The sequence below is a fragment of the Streptomyces sp. TSRI0281 genome, from assembly GCF_001905125.1.
In the GTDB taxonomy this organism is placed as follows: domain Bacteria; phylum Actinomycetota; class Actinomycetes; order Streptomycetales; family Streptomycetaceae; genus Streptomyces.
This window is the reverse complement of the sequence record NZ_LWLE01000003.1, coordinates 239,957-256,293: the sequence shown is the minus strand read 5'-3', so window position 1 is coordinate 256,293 and position 16,337 is coordinate 239,957. Positions and strand designations below refer to the sequence as shown.

The following is a 16,337-nucleotide window of genomic DNA, read 5'->3' as shown; positions in this document are numbered from 1 at the left end:
CGGTCGCCCCTCGGTCTCCCCGACGGAGCCAGGGGACGGATCGCCAGCCGCGATGGCATTCAATCACTTACCAGCAGCCATGCACGACGCCTTGGGACCATTGTCCGTCACGCCAGTGACACACTCGGTGCCGATGGCCAAGAATCACCGCCCCAGTCGACCACCCGAGAGCGGGGACTTCCGCCCCCCTCCCGCCATGATCCTCGACCGGCTCGCCGCAGGGGCGGGCCGGGCCGCGCGCATCACTCATACGGAGCACTTGCCCCCGCGTACGGGAACCCATGCCATCTGGCCGGAACGCATCCGGCCAGAAGTGATCGCGGCGATTCAGAAAATCGGAATCGACCATCCGTGGGCGCACCAGGCCGCCGCCGCCGAGCACGCCCTGGACGGTGAATCCGTCGTGATCGCCACCGGCACGGCGTCCGGCAAGTCGCTCGCCTACCTGGCCCCGGTACTCAGCACCCTCCTCGACGGCTCCGAGGCCCCCAACGGCCGGGGGGCGACCGCCCTGTACCTCGCCCCCACCAAGGCCCTCGCCGCCGACCAGCGCCGCTCGGTGAAGGCACTCACGGTGCCCCTCGGCAACGCGATCAGGCCCGCGGTCTACGACGGGGACACCCCCGTCGAGGAACGCGAGTGGGTGCGCCAGTACGCCAACTACGTCCTGACCAACCCCGACATGCTGCACCGCGGAATCCTTCCGTCCCACCCCCGCTGGGCCTCCTTTCTGCGCGCCCTGCGCTTCGTCGTCATCGACGAGTGCCACACCTACCGCGGCGTCTTCGGCTCCCATGTCGCCCAGGTCCTGCGCCGTCTTCGCCGCCTGTGTGCCCGCTACGGCGCGCATCCGGTCTTCCTCCTCGCCTCCGCCACCGCGGCGGAGCCCTCGGTCGCCGCCGGCCGTCTCACCGGCCTGCCGGTCAAGGAGGTCTCCGACGACGCCTCTCCGCGCGGCGAGATGGTCTTCGCCCTCTGGGAGCCCCCGCTGACCGAGCTGCACGGCGAGAAGGGCGCCCCCGTACGCCGCACCGCCACGGCCGAGACCGCGGACCTCCTCACCGACCTGACCGTCCAGGGCGTCCGCTCGGTCGCCTTCGTACGCTCCCGGCGTGGCGCGGAACTCATCTCCGTCATCGCCAAGGAGCGCCTGGCCGAGGTGGACCGCGCGCTGCCGAAACGGGTCGCCGCCTACCGCGGCGGCTACCTCCCCGAGGAGCGCCGCGCCCTGGAGCGCGCCCTGCACTCCGGCGAACTGCTCGGACTGGCCGCCACCACCGCCCTCGAACTCGGCATCGACGTCTCCGGCCTCGATGCCGTCCTCATCGCCGGCTATCCGGGCACCCGGGCCTCCCTCTGGCAGCAGGCGGGCCGCGCGGGGCGCTCCGGGCAGGGCGCCCTGGCCATCCTCATCGCCAGGGACGATCCGCTGGACACCTTCCTGGTGCACCACCCCGAGGCGCTGTTCCAGCAGCCCGTGGAGTCGACCGTCCTGGACCCCGACAACCCGTACGTCCTCGCCCCGCACCTGTGCGCCGCAGCGGCCGAGCTCCCGCTCACCGAACCCGACATCGCGCTCTTCGGGCCCGCCGTGCCCGAGCTGCTGCCGCAGCTGGAAGCCGCGAAGCTGCTGCGCAAGCGGGCATCGGGCTGGCACTGGACCCGCCGCGAGCGGGCCGCCGACCTCACCGACATCCGGGGTGAGGGCGGCCGTCCCGTCCAGATCGTCGAGGAGGGCACCGGCCGCCTGCTGGGCACCGTCGACGAATCGGCCGCTCACACCGCTGTCCACGAAGGCGCCGTCCACCTCCACCAGGGCCGCACCTATCTGGTCCGGCAACTGGATCTGGAGGACTCCGTCGCCCTCGTCGAGGAGGCCGTCCCGCCCTACTCCACGACCGCCCGCGACACCACCGCCATCGCCGTCCTGGAGACCGACACCGAGATCCCCTGGGGCGACGGACGGCTCTGCTACGGCTCCGTGGAGGTCACCAACCAGGTCGTCTCCTTCCTGCGCCGCAAACTGATCACCGGGGAAGTCCTGGGCGAGACCAAGCTCGACCTGCCTCCCCGCACCCTGCGCACCCGCGCCGTCTGGTGGACGGTCACCGAGGGCCAGCTCGACGCCGCCCGGATCAACCCGGAGATCCTCGGCGGCGCCCTGCACGCCGCCGAACACGCGTCCATCGGGATGCTCCCGCTCTTCGCCACCTGCGACCGCTGGGACATCGGGGGTGTCTCGGTCCCGCTCCACCCGGACACGCTGTTGCCGACCGTCTTCGTGTACGACGGTCATCCGGGCGGCGCGGGATTCGCCGAGCGGGCCTTCCACACCGCCCGTACGTGGCTGACCGCGACCCGCCAGGCCATCGCGTCCTGCGAGTGCGAGGCGGGCTGCCCTTCCTGCATCCAGTCCCCCAAGTGCGGCAACGGCAACGAGCCGCTCCACAAGCGGGGCGCCGTACGTCTGCTCACCGAACTCCTCAGGGCCGCACCGCCCGACCCGGCAGAACCGAACGCGGCGGAAGAGCCGGAGCAGCCCAACCAGCCAAGGACGGCGGAATAGGCGGCCTGGACAGGGCGGCGGGACCCCGTGTCGCCCCGCCAGGGTGCCCAGCATGCTGAGGGGCCGCAGGACGCCGTGACAACGCGTCTGAGGCCGTGGGCGACCTTCGCGGCCTCGGAGACGGCCGGGGAGCGGCAGACAGCCACACAGGCCCCCCAGGGCCCGCAAGGACCCACCCAGGGCCGCAGCGCCCACAGAACCCGCAGGGTCCACCGGATCCGCGGGGCCCAACGGGTCCACCGGATCCGCGGAGCCCAAAGGGTCCACCGGATCCGCGGAGCCCAAAGGGTCCACCAGGCCTGTAGGACCCGCAGGTCCCGCCCGGGACCTGACCTCGGGTCGGTACGGGCCGAAGCTCGCCCGCGCCGTCACATCGGCCACCTCCCCCCGCACCACGCACCGCACCACCACGGCATCCTGCGCCCCGGCCACCTGCCGCGCCGCTTCGCACGCCGCCGCGGCCCCCAGAAGCGCGCGGTCGGCCGCCGCGAGGGCCGCCAGGTCCGCCGCCCCGCCGGCTCTGTGCCGTGCGGCCACCGCCTGCCCCAGCGCCAGCACGATCGCGAACACCGTGCACAGGGAGGCCGTGGTGATCGCCGCCCACACCGTCGCCACCCCCCGGTCCCCGCACCTCGCCCCCCTCGTCCTCCCGCACCTCCCGGCCCCCCTCGTCCTCCCGGCCCCCCTCGTCCTCTTGGCCCACCGTCCGCCGGCCCTTCTACAGGCCGTTCTCCGGAACCCCGCCCCCGCTGCTCCGCCCCGCCACTCGCCGGGCATGCCAACGGCCCCCTTCGCGCCCGGCCCTGACACGGCCTCCGCCTCCCCCGTCACCGCGCAGCCCCCACCGTGTCCTCCGCCAGCGCCACGGCTTCGGCGCTCAGCGTGAGGGCCAGCGCGCCCGGACCCGGGGTCGGTGCCTCCACCCGGACCCGCCACCACTCCCCCGTTCGCTCCACCCCGACCCGGGCCCGTTCCGGCGCCGCGGCGCGGGCAGCCGCCACCACCGCCGCCTCCGGCTCCGAGCGGGCAGCCGCCCGCGCCCCCGCCCGCGCGGCGTCCACACACCGGATCTGTGCGGACGCCGCCACCAGCGCCCAGACCAGAGCCATGGCGAACGCCACCAGCACGGGAATGACCACGGCCGCCTCCGCCGTCACCGCACCCCTGTCCGGACACCACACACGCTTCCGCACGACCGACTGGCCTTCCGGTCCGGCCTCAGAACTTCGCATCGAGCGCGTCCTTGATCAACGACTGCATGGCCGACAGCACGGGCCCGCTGTTGACCACCTTGTAGAGCACGGCCGCGAAGGCGCAGGCCGCGATGGTCCCCACCGCGTACTCGGACGTCGTCATCCCTCGATCGGACCGGACAAGTCGGCCCGAACAACGTGCCGACCACCTCACCGGCCACTCCGGAGGCCACTTCACCGACCGCGCGCGGCACAGCGCACCGGATACCCATTCCATGATGTTCTTGTTCATTTCAACCCCCGATTGACAGCGATATGGAGCGGGCGCTCGAAGCAACACCCGCGAGAATTCGAGAAGTTCACGCCTCTCCGGCCCGGCCGAAAAACCCTGCCCGCGGAGAAGCAGCCCAGGAATCGTTGCCCTGGGAGAGGTGCTAGCCGCCGCCCAACAGCCCGGCCGCCAGACCGATCACCACGGGCGCCACCCCGACCGCCAGGAACGCGGGGAGGAAGCAGAGCCCGACCGGCGCGGTGATCAGCACACCCGCCCGCTGCGCGCGCGCCACGGCCGCACCGGCCCGCTCGGCACGTATCGTCTCGGCCAGCCTGGCGACCGCCTCCGCCGCCGGAGCCCCGGTCGCCCCGGCCCGGTACAGACAGCGGGCCAGCGGTCCAGCTCCTGCTATCTCCCCGAACCGGCCCCACGCCAGGGACGGTTCACCACCAAGCCGGATCTCCGCTGCGGCGCGGGCCAACCGGTCGCCGACCGGGCCGCCCATCGACTCCCCGACCGCCTCCGCCGCATCCCGAGGCCCCGCCCCCGCCGCGATGCAGGCCGCCAACAGATCGGCAGCGAGCGGGAGTTGTCGTGCCGCCCAGGCAGCATCCTCGCCCGGGCCGTCCGGCCGAGCTTCCGGCCGGGACCGTTGCCAACGCCAAGTCCCGTACGCGGCAGCCGAACCCGTCACGCATCCCAGGACCCCGCCGACCAGAATCCACCCGGCCGCGAAGGCTCCCAGCGGCGCCGCCCACCGCCTCAGCCGGCTGCCGTCGCCGGTCAGGCCCGTCCACCCCACCCGGCCCCACCGATGCCCCCGCCCCCCGGCATTCAGGGCCAGCAACGCCGCACCCCGGTCCCGCACCGCCCGCTCCCGCCGCCACCCGGCCCACACGAGGGCCAGATACGCGACTGCACCCGCCATCGCCCCCCATGCGCCCAGGCCACAGGGAACTTCACCGGTCACCACGTTCACGCCGCCTCCCCTCCCCGTACGATCCGGGCCGCCCACAACAGCCCTGCCGCCTCCAGCAGTCCGCCCACCGCCAGGCACGCCAGCCCGCCCGGACTGTGCAGCAGCACCCCCAGCGGGTCCGCCCCGAGCGCCGCACCCAGCCCCAGACCCGCCACCGGCAGCAGTGCCAGCACCACCACCGTCGACCAGGCGCCCGCCAGTTGGGCCCGCAGCTCCTCCCGCCGAAGCCGCTCGGCCCGCAACGCCCCCTCAAGCCGGTCCAGACCGGCCGCGAGCCCGGCCCCGCCGTCCACCGCCACCCGCCAGCACGCCGCCATTCCGGCCAGCCCGCCCAGGCCCGGCCCGTCCGCCGCCTTCCTCAACGCATCCGGCACATCCCCGCCGAACCGCGCCGCCGCCAGCAACGCGACCTCCGCCCCACCCAGTGCCCCGCCCGGCGCCACCGCTTCCCGCACGGCGACCTGCAACGCCTGACCCGGCTCCCGCCCGGCGCGCAACTCCCCCACCACCGCACCGCACAGCGCGGTCACCGCCTCCGCCCCGCGCTCCCTCACCCGTCGCCGGGACCGCCCCCTCAGCCACCGCCGCGCCAACGGAACCGCCACGGCCCCCGCCACCAGCGGCAGCACCGAAGCCCCCAGCACGGCAAGCAGCACCGCCGGCGGCACGCACCACCACTCCCGCCGCTCCAGGACGAACACCCGCACCGCGGTGAGCCCCGCCCACGGCCGCCGAGGCACCACCGCCTCGTCCACGAACAGCACCCGCGCCCGCCGTACCCCCGGGTCCTGTGCCGCGGCCAGCCACGCCGCCGACCCCACGCAGACCGCCATCGCGTACGCCGCGTACGCCGGAGCCCCTCCGGTCATGGCGCACCCCCGATCAGTGCCCCCAAGCGCTCCCAGCCCCGCTCCCGCACGAAGCCCTCGGCACCCCAGCGCAATGCCGGAACCGTCAGCACCAGCCCCGCCGCATCCCGCTCCAACACATGCACCTCGGCGATCCGCCGCTGCCCGGAGCGGTCCCGTACGAGATGGACCACCACCGAGAGCGCGGCCGCCAACTGACTGTGCAACGCCACCCGATCGAGCCCCGCAGCCGTCCCCAAGGCCTCCAGCCGGGCGGGGACGTGCTCGGCCGCGTTCGCGTGAACAGTGCCGGAGCCACCTTCGTGACCTGTGTTCAGAGCGGCCAGCAGGTCCGTCACTTCGGCCCCTCGCACCTCCCCGACCACCAGCCGGTCGGGGCGCATCCGCAGCGCCTGCCGCACCAGATCCCGCAGGGTCACCCGCCCCGCACCCTCCTGATTCGCGGGGCGGGATTCCAGGCGCACCACATGCGGATGGTCCGGCCGCAGTTCCGCAGAGTCCTCGGCAAGCACGATCCGCTCGTGTGCGCCGACCGCTCCGAGCAGGCTTGCCAACAGGGTCGTCTTCCCTGCTCCCGTCCCCCCGCTGATCAGATAGGAGATCCGGGCCTCCACCAGCGCCCGCAGAACCCGGTCGCCACCCGGCGGCACCGTCCCCGCCTCGACCAGCTCCGCCAGGGTGAAGGCCCGGGGCCGCACCACGCGCAGCGAGAGACACGTCGAGCCGACGGACACCGGCGGCAGAACGGCATGCATCCGGGTCCCGTCCGGAAGCCGCGCGTCCACCCACGGGCGGGCATCGTCCAGCCGCCGCCCGGCCACCGCCGCAAGCCGCTGCGCGAGCCTCCGCACCGCCGCCGCGTCCGGAAAGAAAATCCCCGTCAGTTCGAGACCGCCGCCCCGGTCGACCCACACCCGGTCCGGCGCGGACACCAGCACATCGCTCACCGCCGGGTCCGCCAGCAGTGGCTCCAGCACTCCGGTGCCGACCAGCTCGCCACGCAACAGCGCTGCCGTGCCGAGCACTTCCGCGTCCCCCAGCAACCGCCCCTGAGCCCGCAGCGCGGCGGCCACTCCGGCGGGTGTGGGTGCCGCACCGCTGCGCGCCAGTCGCTGCCGCACCGCGTCGAGCAGCGCCTCCGTCATGACACACCTCCCCCGGGCACGCCCGCGGCGAGGCTCCCGCCGCCCGTGACGTCCGCCCGGTCCCAGAACGCCGTACAGAACCGGGCCAGTGGTCCGCGCGCGCTGCCGCCCGGTGGCGCACCCCCGTCCTGGGCCGCCAGCAGCCCTGATTCCGACGGAAGTTCACCCACGAGCGGCAGGCCGAGCGCCTGCGCCACCCATCGTTCGTCCAGGCCCGCCGCATACGGCCCTCGGGTCACCACCCGAAGGTCGCCCAGCACCATTCCGGCCATCGACGCCACCCGCTTCGCCGCCGCGACCGCCCTCAGCTCACCGGGGACCACGAGCAGGCCGAGGTCCAGCTGAGCCAGTGCCTCCGCAACTCCTTCGTCGACCCTTCGCGGGAGATCCACGACGACCACCCCACCGATCCGTCGCGCGGCGGCAAGTACGGCCTGCATCGCTTGCGCCGGGATGACCACCTCGTCGTCCCGGCCCCAGCTGAGCACCCGCAGACCATGCAGTGCGGGCAGGGAATCCTCCAGTGCCCCACCGCCGAGGCGGCCCTTGGAATGGACGAAATCCGGCCACCGCATTCCTTCGGCCCGCTCACCCCCGAGCAGCACATCGATGCCTCCGCCCAGTGGGTCGCCGTCGATCAGCAGGGTCCGTCGGCCGGACCTCGCCGCAGTCACCGCGAGGGCGCAGGCCAGCGTGGATGCGCCGGAGCCGCCCCTTCCTCCGATCACCCCGACGGTGAGGGCGGGCCGGCCCACCCCTTCGACCGCGTTGGCAATCTGGTCGACGAGCCAGCTCTCGGAATCGGGCAGCCTCAGCACATATTCGGCCCCGATCTCCACTGCCCGCCGCCAGACGTCCGGGTCGTCCTGGTCCCGTCCGACCAGCATCACGCCACTCCTGCGGGCGGCACCGCGGCACCGCAGGGCGGCGTCGTCGCCCACCAGCACCATCGGCGCCTGCTCCCAGCCGCCCCTGCGTTCGGGCGGTCCGTGATGCACTTCCGGTTCCGCTCCGGCCGCCGCGCACAGCCGCAGCAGATCGTCGAGCAGCTCCACGTCCTCGGTCACGATCAGCGGTCCGCCCCGCCGCCCTTCGACGCACGGCAGACCTTCCCGTGCAAGCGATCCAGCCACGATCTCCGCCCCCTTCCCACTGCCCCTTCAGTGCGGTTCGCGGCGATCTCGGAACGTTCCGAGATGCGCGATTCCGGAACCCGCGGACTTCGCGGGTGGAATCAACGTGCAACACCTCGGAAAAACATGTGGATCTTGCTGAAAAACTGTGGACAACTTCGGCGTTGTGAATAACTCCGTAGCTCATACAGGCGACTTCCGGAGCGCAGCACTTCCGCTACACACTGTGACGAGGCATGGTGGACGGAGCGCGGGCGAGAGAAGGGCCGCCGCGGCCGGGAGGAGGCGAAAAAGCTTGGATCCGAGCGTCAAAAACGCGTCCGGACATGCGACGACCCCCGCCGGGGGGGAGAGCGGGGGTCGTCCCCACGGCCGACTCGGGGGGGGAGGAGTCGGACCGGGTTAGCACGGTCGCGAACGATCCGTGACTTCCATGGTGTACCCGACAGCCTTCTCAGGCAAACCCACGCGCCGGACTTTACGCCGAATGGTGGGCCCCTATGCTCACCTTTGTGGAAAACTGCTTCTCGCCGCGTACAGCAGCCTTCTTTGACCTGGACAAGACGGTCATTGCGAAGTCTTCGACTCTGACCTTCAGCAAGTCCTTCTACCAAGGCGGACTGATCAACCGCCGTGCCGTACTGCGCACCGCGTACGCACAGTTCGTGTTCCTCGCCGGGGGCGCAGATCACGATCAGATGGAGCGGATGCGTGAATACCTCTCCGCCCTCTGCAAGGGATGGAACGTCCAGCAGGTCAAGGAGATCGTCGCCGAGACCCTGCACGAGCTGATCGATCCGATCATCTACGACGAGGCGGCCACCCTCATCGAGGAGCATCACACCGCCGGACGCGATGTGGTCATCGTCTCGACCTCGGGCGCCGAGGTCGTCGAACCGATCGGCGAGCTGCTCGGCGCCGACCGGGTTGTCGCCACCCGGATGGTCGTCGGCGACGACGGCTGCTTCACGGGCGAGGTCGAGTACTACGCGTACGGACCGACCAAGGCCGAGGCCGTCAAGGCGCTCGCGGTGTCGGAGGGGTACGACCTTTCGCGCTGCTACGCCTACAGCGACTCCGCCACCGATGTACCGATGCTGGAAGCGGTCGGACACCCGCACGCGGTCAACCCCGACCGCGCACTGCGACGCGAAGCGACCCTCAGAGAGTGGCCGATTCTCGTCTTCGACCGCCCCGTCCGCCTCAAGCAGCGACTGCCCGCCTTCTCGATGCCGCCGCGCCCGGCACTCGTGGCCGCGGCGGCGGTCGGGGCGGCAGCCGTGACCGCGGGGCTGGTCTGGTACGCCAACCGCCGACGTACCGCCGGCGCGCTTTCCGCGTGATGACCGACCTTCGGCCGACCGCCCGATTCACCCTTGTTTGAACCTAAAAGTAAAGAAAGTAGGGCCAGGGGTTTCCCTTCCCCCGGTACAGGAGTACAAAGGAGTCAACGGCCCGCGAGACCAGGGACATCCGAGAGGATCACCTTTCACGCAGATAAGGCCCCACGGACCGAGCATGAAAGCCGAGCACCCACGCGACGTCGACCCGTCGATTACGGGCCAGCCGCACCAGGTGACGGGCAAAGTTCCCGACCTGATGGGCATATTTCGAGGACGCTTGGTAACTGGGCGGACGTGCCAGCGGCGGTACCGGTTCCGGTACCGCCGCAACCCGTTCCCCTGGCGTCCGGAACCCAGGAATCCCGACCCGGCGCCCCTCTCGCCCCGCCCCACTGCCGAAGCGTGCGAGGGTTCCGCGCCTACGCGGCGCCGCGCTGCAGCGCCTCGCAGACCGCGGTCGATTCCCTGACACCCAGCTCGACCGCGCGTCCGCAGTGCGCGATCCAGGCGGCCATCCCCTCGGGCGTCCCCGCCACATAGCCTTCGAACGCCGCGACATAGGCCGCCCGCCCCTGTTCCGCATGGCCCACTTCGGCGGGGCAGATGGACTTCGGGTCCAGTCCGCTGCCGATCAGCACAATCCGCTCCGCCGTGCGTGCGACCAGGCCGTTGCGGGAGCCGAAGGGACGCAGGGCGAGCAGTTCGCCATGCACGACCGCGGCGGTGACCAGTGCCGGGGCCGCACCACCCGCGATGATCAGCTGCGAAAGACCTTCGAGCCGTCCGGCCACCTCGTCGGCGCTCGGCAACGGTGCCTCGATCAGCGGCTCGTCGACGGGCTCACCGGCCAGCCGCGGACGTCCGACCGCGTCATCGGGACCGGCTCCGCCGGCCGCCACCAGATGCAGCCGGGCAAGGACCCGCAGCGGCGACTGCCGCCAGATGGAGAGCAGTTGACCGGCCTCCGCGGTCAGCCGCAGCGCGGCCCCGACGGTACGCGCCTCGTCCTCACCCCGGAAGTCGGTGCGCCGGCGCACCTCCTCCAGATTCCAGTCGGCGCCGGCCAGCGCCGCGGAACCGCGGGAACCCCGCAGCGCCGCTTCGGCGGTGACCTCATTGCTGCGACGACGCATCACGCGGTGACCGTAGACCCGGTCCACGGCCTTGCGTACGGAGTCCACGGCGTCGGTGACCCCGGGCAGGGCACCGAGGGTGGCAAGCGGGTCTGAGGCAGTCGTACTCATAAGTAGCGAGGCTACGCGCCCCCTACACCCTTACCGCCTTGGAGTGGTCTTCTTCACGAACCATGGCAGCGGACCGCGCTCGGCCGACTACCCTAGGTGAACATGAAGATCGCTTTCGTCGGGAAGGGCGGCAGCGGCAAGACGACGCTGTCCTCGCTCTTCATCCGCCACCTCGCTGCCAATGAAGCCCATGTCGTCGCAGTGGACGCCGACATCAACCAGCACCTCGGAGTCGCACTCGGGCTCGACGAGGAGGAAGCGGCCGCGCTGCCCGCCATGGGTGCGCAGCTGCCCCTCATCAAGGACTATCTGCGGGGCAGCAACCCCCGCATCGCCTCCGCCGAGACGATGATCAAGACGACGCCGCCCGGCGAGGGATCGCGGCTGCTGCGCGTCCGCGAGGACAACCCGGTCTACGACGCCTGCGCGCGTACGGTTCGGCTGGACGACGGGGACATCCGGCTGATGGCCACCGGCCCGTTCACCGAGTCCGACCTCGGGGTGGCCTGCTACCACTCCAAGGTCGGGGCGGTCGAGCTCTGCCTCAACCACCTGATCGACGGTCCGGACGAGTACGTCGTGGTCGATATGACCGCAGGGTCGGACTCCTTCGCCTCCGGGATGTTCACCCGCTTCGACATGACGTTCCTGGTCGCGGAACCGACCAGGAAGGGGGTGTCGGTGTACCGCCAGTACAAGGAGTACGCGCGGGACTTCGGCATCGCCCTGAAGGTCATCGGCAACAAGGTGCAGGGGCAGGACGATCTGAACTTTTTGCGCGCGGAGGTCGGCGACGATCTGCTCGTCGGGGTGGGCCACTCCGACTGGGTACGGGCGATGGAGAAGGGCCGCCCGTCCCCGTTCGAGCTGCTGGAGGCGGACAACCGGATGGCGCTGCAGGCCCTGCAGGACGCCGCGGAGGACTCGTACGAACTGCGCGACTGGGAGCGCTACACACGGCAGATGGTGCACTTCCACCTGAAGAACGCGAAGAGCTGGGGCAACGAGAAGACGGGCGCCGACCTGGCCGCGCAGGTCGACCCCGCCTTCGTGCTCGACGAGCATCACGCGGAGACGGGCGTCGCGGCACCCGCGTAGCCGTGGCCGCCGGACCGGCCGGGTGAGTCCGGCCGGTCCGGCGTCCCGGGCATGCCGCGGATGCCCGTGCCGGGGCATCCGAGCCCGGTGGGATCGAAAGGAACGCCCTAACCGGCGTCCTGGTCCGCCGACTTCGCGTGGGCGGCCTCGGCCCCTCCCTTGTCTGCGGGCCGGCCGGCCTCGCCCTTCTCCACCGGCTTGTGCGCAGGCTTGTCCGCACCCTTCTCCGCGGGCTTGGCGGGAGCGGTCCGGGCTGAGAGGTAGGCCGGCCAGCCCCCCTTGGGCGCCTGGCCGACACCGAGAGTGGTGAGCTTGGCCAGTGCCGCCGGGTCCTGCGCGTCCAGCCAGTCGGCCAGCTGCCGGAAGGACACGCAGCGCACGCCTTCCTTGGTGCAGACGTTCTTGATGGTCTCCTCGATGGCACGCATATACGTGCCGCCGTTCCAGGACTCGAAGTGGTTGCCGATGATCAGCGGGGCGCGGTTGCCGTTGTACGAGCGGTCGAACGCCTGGAGCAGACCGTCGCGCATCTGGTCGCCCCAGTACTCGTGCTGGTCCGGGTCGCCCTGGGTCGTACCGGACTGGTTGAACATGAAGTTGTAGTCCATCGAGAGGGTCTCGAAGGCGCGGCCCGGCACCGGGACGAGCTGGAGCGGGAGGTCCCAGACGCCGCCCTTCTTCTCGGGCCAGACCTGGTTGCCCACGCCGCTCGAGTCGTAGCGGAAGCCCATCGTCCGGGCTGCGGCGACCATGTTCTTCTGCCCTTCGAGGCAGGGGGTGCGGCCGCCGACGAGTTCCTTGTCGTAGTCGAAGGGCAGGGGCGCTTCCGCCTTGAGCTCCGGGGTATTGGTCTTCCAGTTCTTGATGAAGGACTTGGCCTGGTTGATCTCGCTCTTCCACTCCTCCACGGACCAGGTCCCCACCCCACCGTCCTTGCCGCAGAAGTGACCGTTGAAGTGGGTACCGATCTCGTTGCCGTCCTGCCAGGCGGCACGCACTTCGTCGAGGGTGTCGCGGATTCCCTCGGTGTCGTTGAAGCCGATGTCGGAGCGGCCGGCCGAGTGCTTGGGCGGGTCGTAGAGGGTCTTCTTCTCCTCCGGGAGCAGGTACACGCCGCTGAGGAAGTAGGTCATGCTGGCGTTGTACTTCTTGGCGACACCGCGGAAGTGCGAGAAGAGCTTCTGGCTGTCCTCCCCCGCACCGTCCCAGGAGAACACCACGAACTGCGGAGGCTTCTGACCGGGCGCCATGCGCTTGGCCACCGGGAGCTTCGGCTGGACACCGGTGAAGGCGGTCGAGCCGTCGCCGATGAGCTTGACTGCGTTCTTGGGGGCGCCGCCAGGGCCTTTCTGCTTGGCTTCCTGGGCTTTCTTCTCGGCGCCGGAACCGGGCGCCCGGGAACCGGGGTCACCGGATTCCGCACCGGAACAGCCCGCGAGTCCCGCGATCAGCGCCGTGGCCGTGAGGCCCACGGCGATCCTCTTCGTGGCGGCCATCATCCGCCCACCCTCTTCCTTGCAGGTTATTTGCGTTGAAGTGCCGACAGGCGCGGTCAAAGTCGCACGCAGCCCTGCAAGCCACGGGCGACAGGCCGTATGAAAAGACGCTTATTCACTTGAATGGGTGATTCGATGGCCCATTTGCCCCAATTGTGAGACACGCGACTTTACTCTGCATTACGATTCGTTTACTGAGAGTTGAGAAATCCCGCCGCTGCACGCCGTGACCCACGGCCGCGTCCCCCACACCCCCGCGACCGCGCTGCCCCGGAGGAGACGGGAACATGTCTGCCTGCGTCCCCACTCGTCATGAACGAACCCCCAGCTCGCGCCCTCCCCGCGCCTCGGGAGTCAAGCGCCCCCACAGCCCGCCGCCCGGCGGGCGCCGATTCCGTATCGCGGGCGCGGATGTGTCCGCATCGATCACCGTCTTCCTTATCGCCGTCCCGATGTCCCTCGGCCTGGCCGTCGCCATCGACGCCCCGCTGTCCGCCGGTCTGGTCTCCGCGGCCATCGGCGGGATCGTCGCCGGACTGCTCGGTGGGACCCCCCTCCAGGTCAGCGGCCCTTCCGCCGGACTGACCGTGGTCACAGCCGAGTTGATCCAGATCTACGGCTGGCGCACGACCTGTGCCATCACCATCGGCGCCGGCCTCCTTCAGATCCTGCTGGGCTCCCTGCGCGCGGCCCGCAGTGCGCTGGCCGTCAGCCCCGCCATCGTGCACGGCACGCTCGCCGGTATCGGTGTGGCCATCGCCCTCGCTCAGCTGCACATCGTGCTCGGCGGCTCACCCCAGAGCTCGGCCATGGGCAACGCCCTTTCCCTGCCCGCCCAGTTGGCCCGACTCAGTCCGGCCGCCCCGATGATCGGTGCGCTGACCATCGCCGTTCTGGTGCTGTGGCCACGGCTGCCGGGGCGTGCCGGGAGAGCGGTACGGAGAATTCCGGCCGCGCTCGCCTCAGTGGTGATCGCCACGGCGGTGGCCGCCGCGGTGACGCCCCGGATCGCCCGGGTCGATCTGCCGTCCTGGCGCTCGCACGCCCTGGCCGAGCTGCCCAAGGGCCCCGTACTGGCCCTGGCCACAGCCGTGTTCACGGTGATGCTGGTGGCCAGCCTGGAGTCACTGCTCGCCGCGGTGGCCGTGGACAAGCTGGCCGCCGAACGTGCGGCGAACCAGGCCGACCGCGCGTCGGGGGAGGCTCCCTCCCCGTCCGGCCCGCCGGCCACGCAGGAGTCCGACCCGCCGCCCGCCCGTACAGCCGCCCCGGACCCACCTCGGCCCTCCCAGGTGACCGCCGAGCAGTCCGGTCAGCCACCCTCTCCCGTCCAACGCTCCGACCTCGACCGCGAGTTGCGCGGGCAGGGCATGGCCAACGCGCTCGCAGGACTGCTCGGCGGGCTTCCGGTGTCCGGCGGCGCGGTCCGCAGTTCGGCCAACGTACGGGCCGGGGCGACCAGCCGTGCCGCCACCGTGCTGCACGGCGTCTGGGTACTGCTCGCGGCGGCGCTGCTCGTCACGGCGCTCGAATGGATTCCGCTGGCCGCGCTCGCCGCCCTGGTGATGGTCGTCGGCATCCAGATGGTGAGCTTCGCTCACATCCGCAACGTCCACAAACACCGGGAGTTCCTGGTGTACGGGGCGACGATCACGGGCGTGCTCGCCTTCGGGGTGCTCAAGGGCGTGGCGATCGGTATCGCCGTGGCCGTGGCCGTCGCGCTGCATCGGCTGGCCCGCACCAGAATCACGGTGAGCGAGCAGAACGGCCGGCATCTGGTGATCGTGCGCGGTCAGCTGACCTTTCTGGCCGTTCCGCGCCTCACCCGGACGCTCGGCCAGCTTCCGCAGAGGGTCGACGCGACCGTCGAGCTGGACGGGTTCTTCATGGACCACGGGGCGTACGAGGCCATCCAGGACTGGCGCACCGCTCAGCTCGCCCAGGGCGGACGGATCGTCTTCACCGGGAGATCGGGCGGCCGCATCGCCGAACCGGCCGCGGCGGCGCATTCCTGCTGTCGCCCCTGGACCCCGTGGCGCAACCACCACTGCCATGACCGCCCCACACAGCCCACCACCGCCGCCGACACGCTCCACGAGTCCGGCACCGGCGCCGCCGGCAACGCGGTCGGCGCGAGAGCCACCGGATCCACCGACGGCACCGCAGGCGCGACGCGCCCGACCGGGGCCCAGCGCCTGCTCAGCGGCCTCAGCTCGTTCCAGCGCAATACGGCACCGCTGGTGCGCGAGGAGCTGGCCAGGCTCGCCGCCGAGGGTCAGCGCCCCTCCCAGCTCTTCATCACCTGCGCCGACTCCCGCCTGGTCACCAGCATGATCACGTCCAGCGGCCCGGGTGACCTCTTCACCGTGCGCAATGTCGGCAACCTGGTCCCCACCCCGGACACCGAATCGCCGGAGAGCGGCGACGACTCGGTGGCCGCGGCGATCGAGTATGCGGTGGACGTGCTGAGGGTCGAGTCCATCACCGTCTGTGGGCACTCCGGCTGCGGGGCCATGAACGCCCTGCTCAATGCCGGTCCCGAGACCCCCAGGACGCCGTTGTGGCGCTGGCTGCGGTACGGGCTGCCGAGCCTGGAGCGGATGGCGTCCCGCCATCATTCCTGGGCGCGGATCTCCGGCCGGCTGCCCACCGATGCGGTGGAACAGCTCTGTCTCACCAACGTGGTTCAGCAGTTGGAGCATCTGCGGGCGCACGAGGCGGTGGCGCGACGGCTCGCGGAAGGCACACTGCAGCTGCACGGCATGTACTTCCATGTCGGCGAGGCGCAGGCGTATCTGCTGACCGAGGGCTCCAGTTCCGGTACGGGGCCCGATGAGGTCTTCGACCGGGTCGGGCCAGGTGCCGATCCGGATATGCCGGCCGAGCCGCCCCTCACCCCGTTCATCGACCCTTCCGGTCCGGGCGAGTTGGAACGTACCCACGTCTGAACCAGACACACCCCCAGTCCGTGAGACCTTGTGATCCCGCTTCCTACCA

Annotated in this window: 12 protein-coding genes and 1 pseudogene; 4 read left to right on the top strand and 9 right to left on the bottom strand. The window is 71.2% G+C overall.

Annotation, left to right across the window (positions count from 1 at the left end; genetic code table 11):
• Positions 1-52 precede the first annotated feature (52 nt).
• The gene (locus tag A6A29_RS09460) at positions 53-2,566 is read left to right on the top strand and encodes a DEAD/DEAH box helicase (protein ID WP_073719545.1); all 2,514 of its coding nucleotides are present in this window, start codon (positions 53-55) and stop codon (positions 2,564-2,566) included.
• A 372-nt stretch (positions 2,567-2,938) separates the two neighbouring features.
• Here the strand turns inward: A6A29_RS09460 and A6A29_RS47485 are convergent.
• The 7 genes and pseudogenes from A6A29_RS47485 to ssd all read right to left on the bottom strand — a co-directional run.
• Positions 2,939-3,343: pseudogene (locus A6A29_RS47485) on the bottom strand (Rv3654c family TadE-like protein); the annotation flags it as partial.
• A 50-nt stretch (positions 3,344-3,393) separates the two neighbouring features.
• The gene (locus tag A6A29_RS09450) at positions 3,394-3,723 is read right to left on the bottom strand and encodes a TadE family type IV pilus minor pilin (protein ID WP_385731265.1); all 330 of its coding nucleotides are present in this window, start codon (positions 3,721-3,723) and stop codon (positions 3,394-3,396) included.
• Positions 3,724-3,784: 61 nt separating this feature from the next.
• Positions 3,785-4,051, bottom strand: coding sequence for a DUF4244 domain-containing protein (locus tag A6A29_RS09445; protein WP_385731240.1), 267 nt, complete (start codon positions 4,049-4,051; stop codon positions 3,785-3,787).
• A gap of 142 nt (positions 4,052-4,193) precedes the next feature.
• Positions 4,194-4,961 (bottom strand): type II secretion system F family protein, encoded by a 768-nt coding sequence (locus A6A29_RS09440; protein WP_107468170.1) that lies wholly within the window; start codon positions 4,959-4,961, stop codon positions 4,194-4,196.
• 47 nt (positions 4,962-5,008) lie between these two features.
• Entirely contained in the window at positions 5,009-5,881 is an 873-nt protein-coding gene (locus tag A6A29_RS09435; protein WP_073719543.1) for a type II secretion system F family protein, read from the bottom strand.
• On the bottom strand, positions 5,878-7,026 hold the full coding sequence (locus A6A29_RS09430; RefSeq protein ID WP_073719542.1) for a TadA family conjugal transfer-associated ATPase: 1,149 nt from the start codon (positions 7,024-7,026) through the stop codon (positions 5,878-5,880). The genes A6A29_RS09435 and A6A29_RS09430 overlap by 4 nt, the downstream gene beginning before the upstream one ends.
• Positions 7,023-8,159: a septum site-determining protein Ssd gene (gene ssd / locus A6A29_RS09425; RefSeq protein ID WP_073719541.1), complete on the bottom strand. Its 1,137-nt coding sequence runs from the start codon at positions 8,157-8,159 to the stop codon at positions 7,023-7,025. Before ssd ends, A6A29_RS09430 begins: the two co-directional genes overlap by 4 nt.
• Positions 8,160-8,659: 500 nt before the next feature.
• Between ssd and A6A29_RS09420 the strand changes: the two genes are divergently transcribed.
• The gene (locus A6A29_RS09420; protein WP_073719540.1) at positions 8,660-9,502 is read left to right on the top strand and encodes an HAD family hydrolase; all 843 of its coding nucleotides are present in this window, start codon (positions 8,660-8,662) and stop codon (positions 9,500-9,502) included.
• Between the two features lie 419 nt (positions 9,503-9,921).
• Here the strand turns inward: A6A29_RS09420 and A6A29_RS09415 are convergent, their stop codons facing one another.
• Positions 9,922-10,746: an oxidoreductase gene (locus tag A6A29_RS09415; protein ID WP_073719539.1), complete on the bottom strand. Its 825-nt coding sequence runs from the start codon at positions 10,744-10,746 to the stop codon at positions 9,922-9,924.
• Positions 10,747-10,848: 102 nt separating this feature from the next.
• On the opposite strand from A6A29_RS09415, the gene A6A29_RS09410 reads away from it, so the two are divergent.
• The gene (locus A6A29_RS09410) at positions 10,849-11,844 is read left to right on the top strand and encodes an ATP-binding protein (RefSeq protein ID WP_073719538.1); all 996 of its coding nucleotides are present in this window, start codon (positions 10,849-10,851) and stop codon (positions 11,842-11,844) included.
• A 107-nt stretch (positions 11,845-11,951) separates the two neighbouring features.
• Here the strand turns inward: A6A29_RS09410 and A6A29_RS09405 are convergent, their stop codons facing one another.
• Positions 11,952-13,343 (bottom strand): hypothetical protein, encoded by a 1,392-nt coding sequence (locus tag A6A29_RS09405; RefSeq protein WP_073719537.1) that lies wholly within the window; start codon positions 13,341-13,343, stop codon positions 11,952-11,954.
• 284 nt (positions 13,344-13,627) lie between these two features.
• Between A6A29_RS09405 and A6A29_RS09400 the strand changes: the two genes are divergently transcribed.
• Positions 13,628-16,288 (top strand): SulP family inorganic anion transporter, encoded by a 2,661-nt coding sequence (locus A6A29_RS09400; RefSeq protein ID WP_079182669.1) that lies wholly within the window; start codon positions 13,628-13,630, stop codon positions 16,286-16,288.
• Positions 16,289-16,337: the final 49 nt, after the last annotated feature.

What these genes read in the sequence shown, in the direction of transcription:
- A6A29_RS09405 (WP_073719537.1), bottom strand. Translation starts at nt 13,343, where the DNA reads ATGATGGCCGCCACGAAGAGGATCGCCGTGGGCCTCACGGCCACGGCG.
- A6A29_RS09430 (WP_073719542.1), bottom strand. Translation starts at nt 7,026, where the DNA reads ATGACGGAGGCGCTGCTCGACGCGGTGCGGCAGCGACTGGCGCGCAGC.
- A6A29_RS09410 (WP_073719538.1), top strand. Translation starts at nt 10,849, where the DNA reads ATGAAGATCGCTTTCGTCGGGAAGGGCGGCAGCGGCAAGACGACGCTG.
- A6A29_RS09445 (WP_385731240.1), bottom strand. Translation starts at nt 4,051, where the DNA reads ATGAACAAGAACATCATGGAATGGGTATCCGGTGCGCTGTGCCGCGCG.
- A6A29_RS09400 (WP_079182669.1), top strand. Translation starts at nt 13,628, where the DNA reads ATGTCTGCCTGCGTCCCCACTCGTCATGAACGAACCCCCAGCTCGCGC.
- A6A29_RS09420 (WP_073719540.1), top strand. Translation starts at nt 8,660, where the DNA reads ATGCTCACCTTTGTGGAAAACTGCTTCTCGCCGCGTACAGCAGCCTTC.
- A6A29_RS09440 (WP_107468170.1), bottom strand. Translation starts at nt 4,961, where the DNA reads ATGGCGGGTGCAGTCGCGTATCTGGCCCTCGTGTGGGCCGGGTGGCGG.
- A6A29_RS09435 (WP_073719543.1), bottom strand. Translation starts at nt 5,881, where the DNA reads ATGACCGGAGGGGCTCCGGCGTACGCGGCGTACGCGATGGCGGTCTGC.
- A6A29_RS09460 (WP_073719545.1), top strand. Translation starts at nt 53, where the DNA reads ATGGCATTCAATCACTTACCAGCAGCCATGCACGACGCCTTGGGACCA.
- A6A29_RS09415 (WP_073719539.1), bottom strand. Translation starts at nt 10,746, where the DNA reads ATGAGTACGACTGCCTCAGACCCGCTTGCCACCCTCGGTGCCCTGCCC.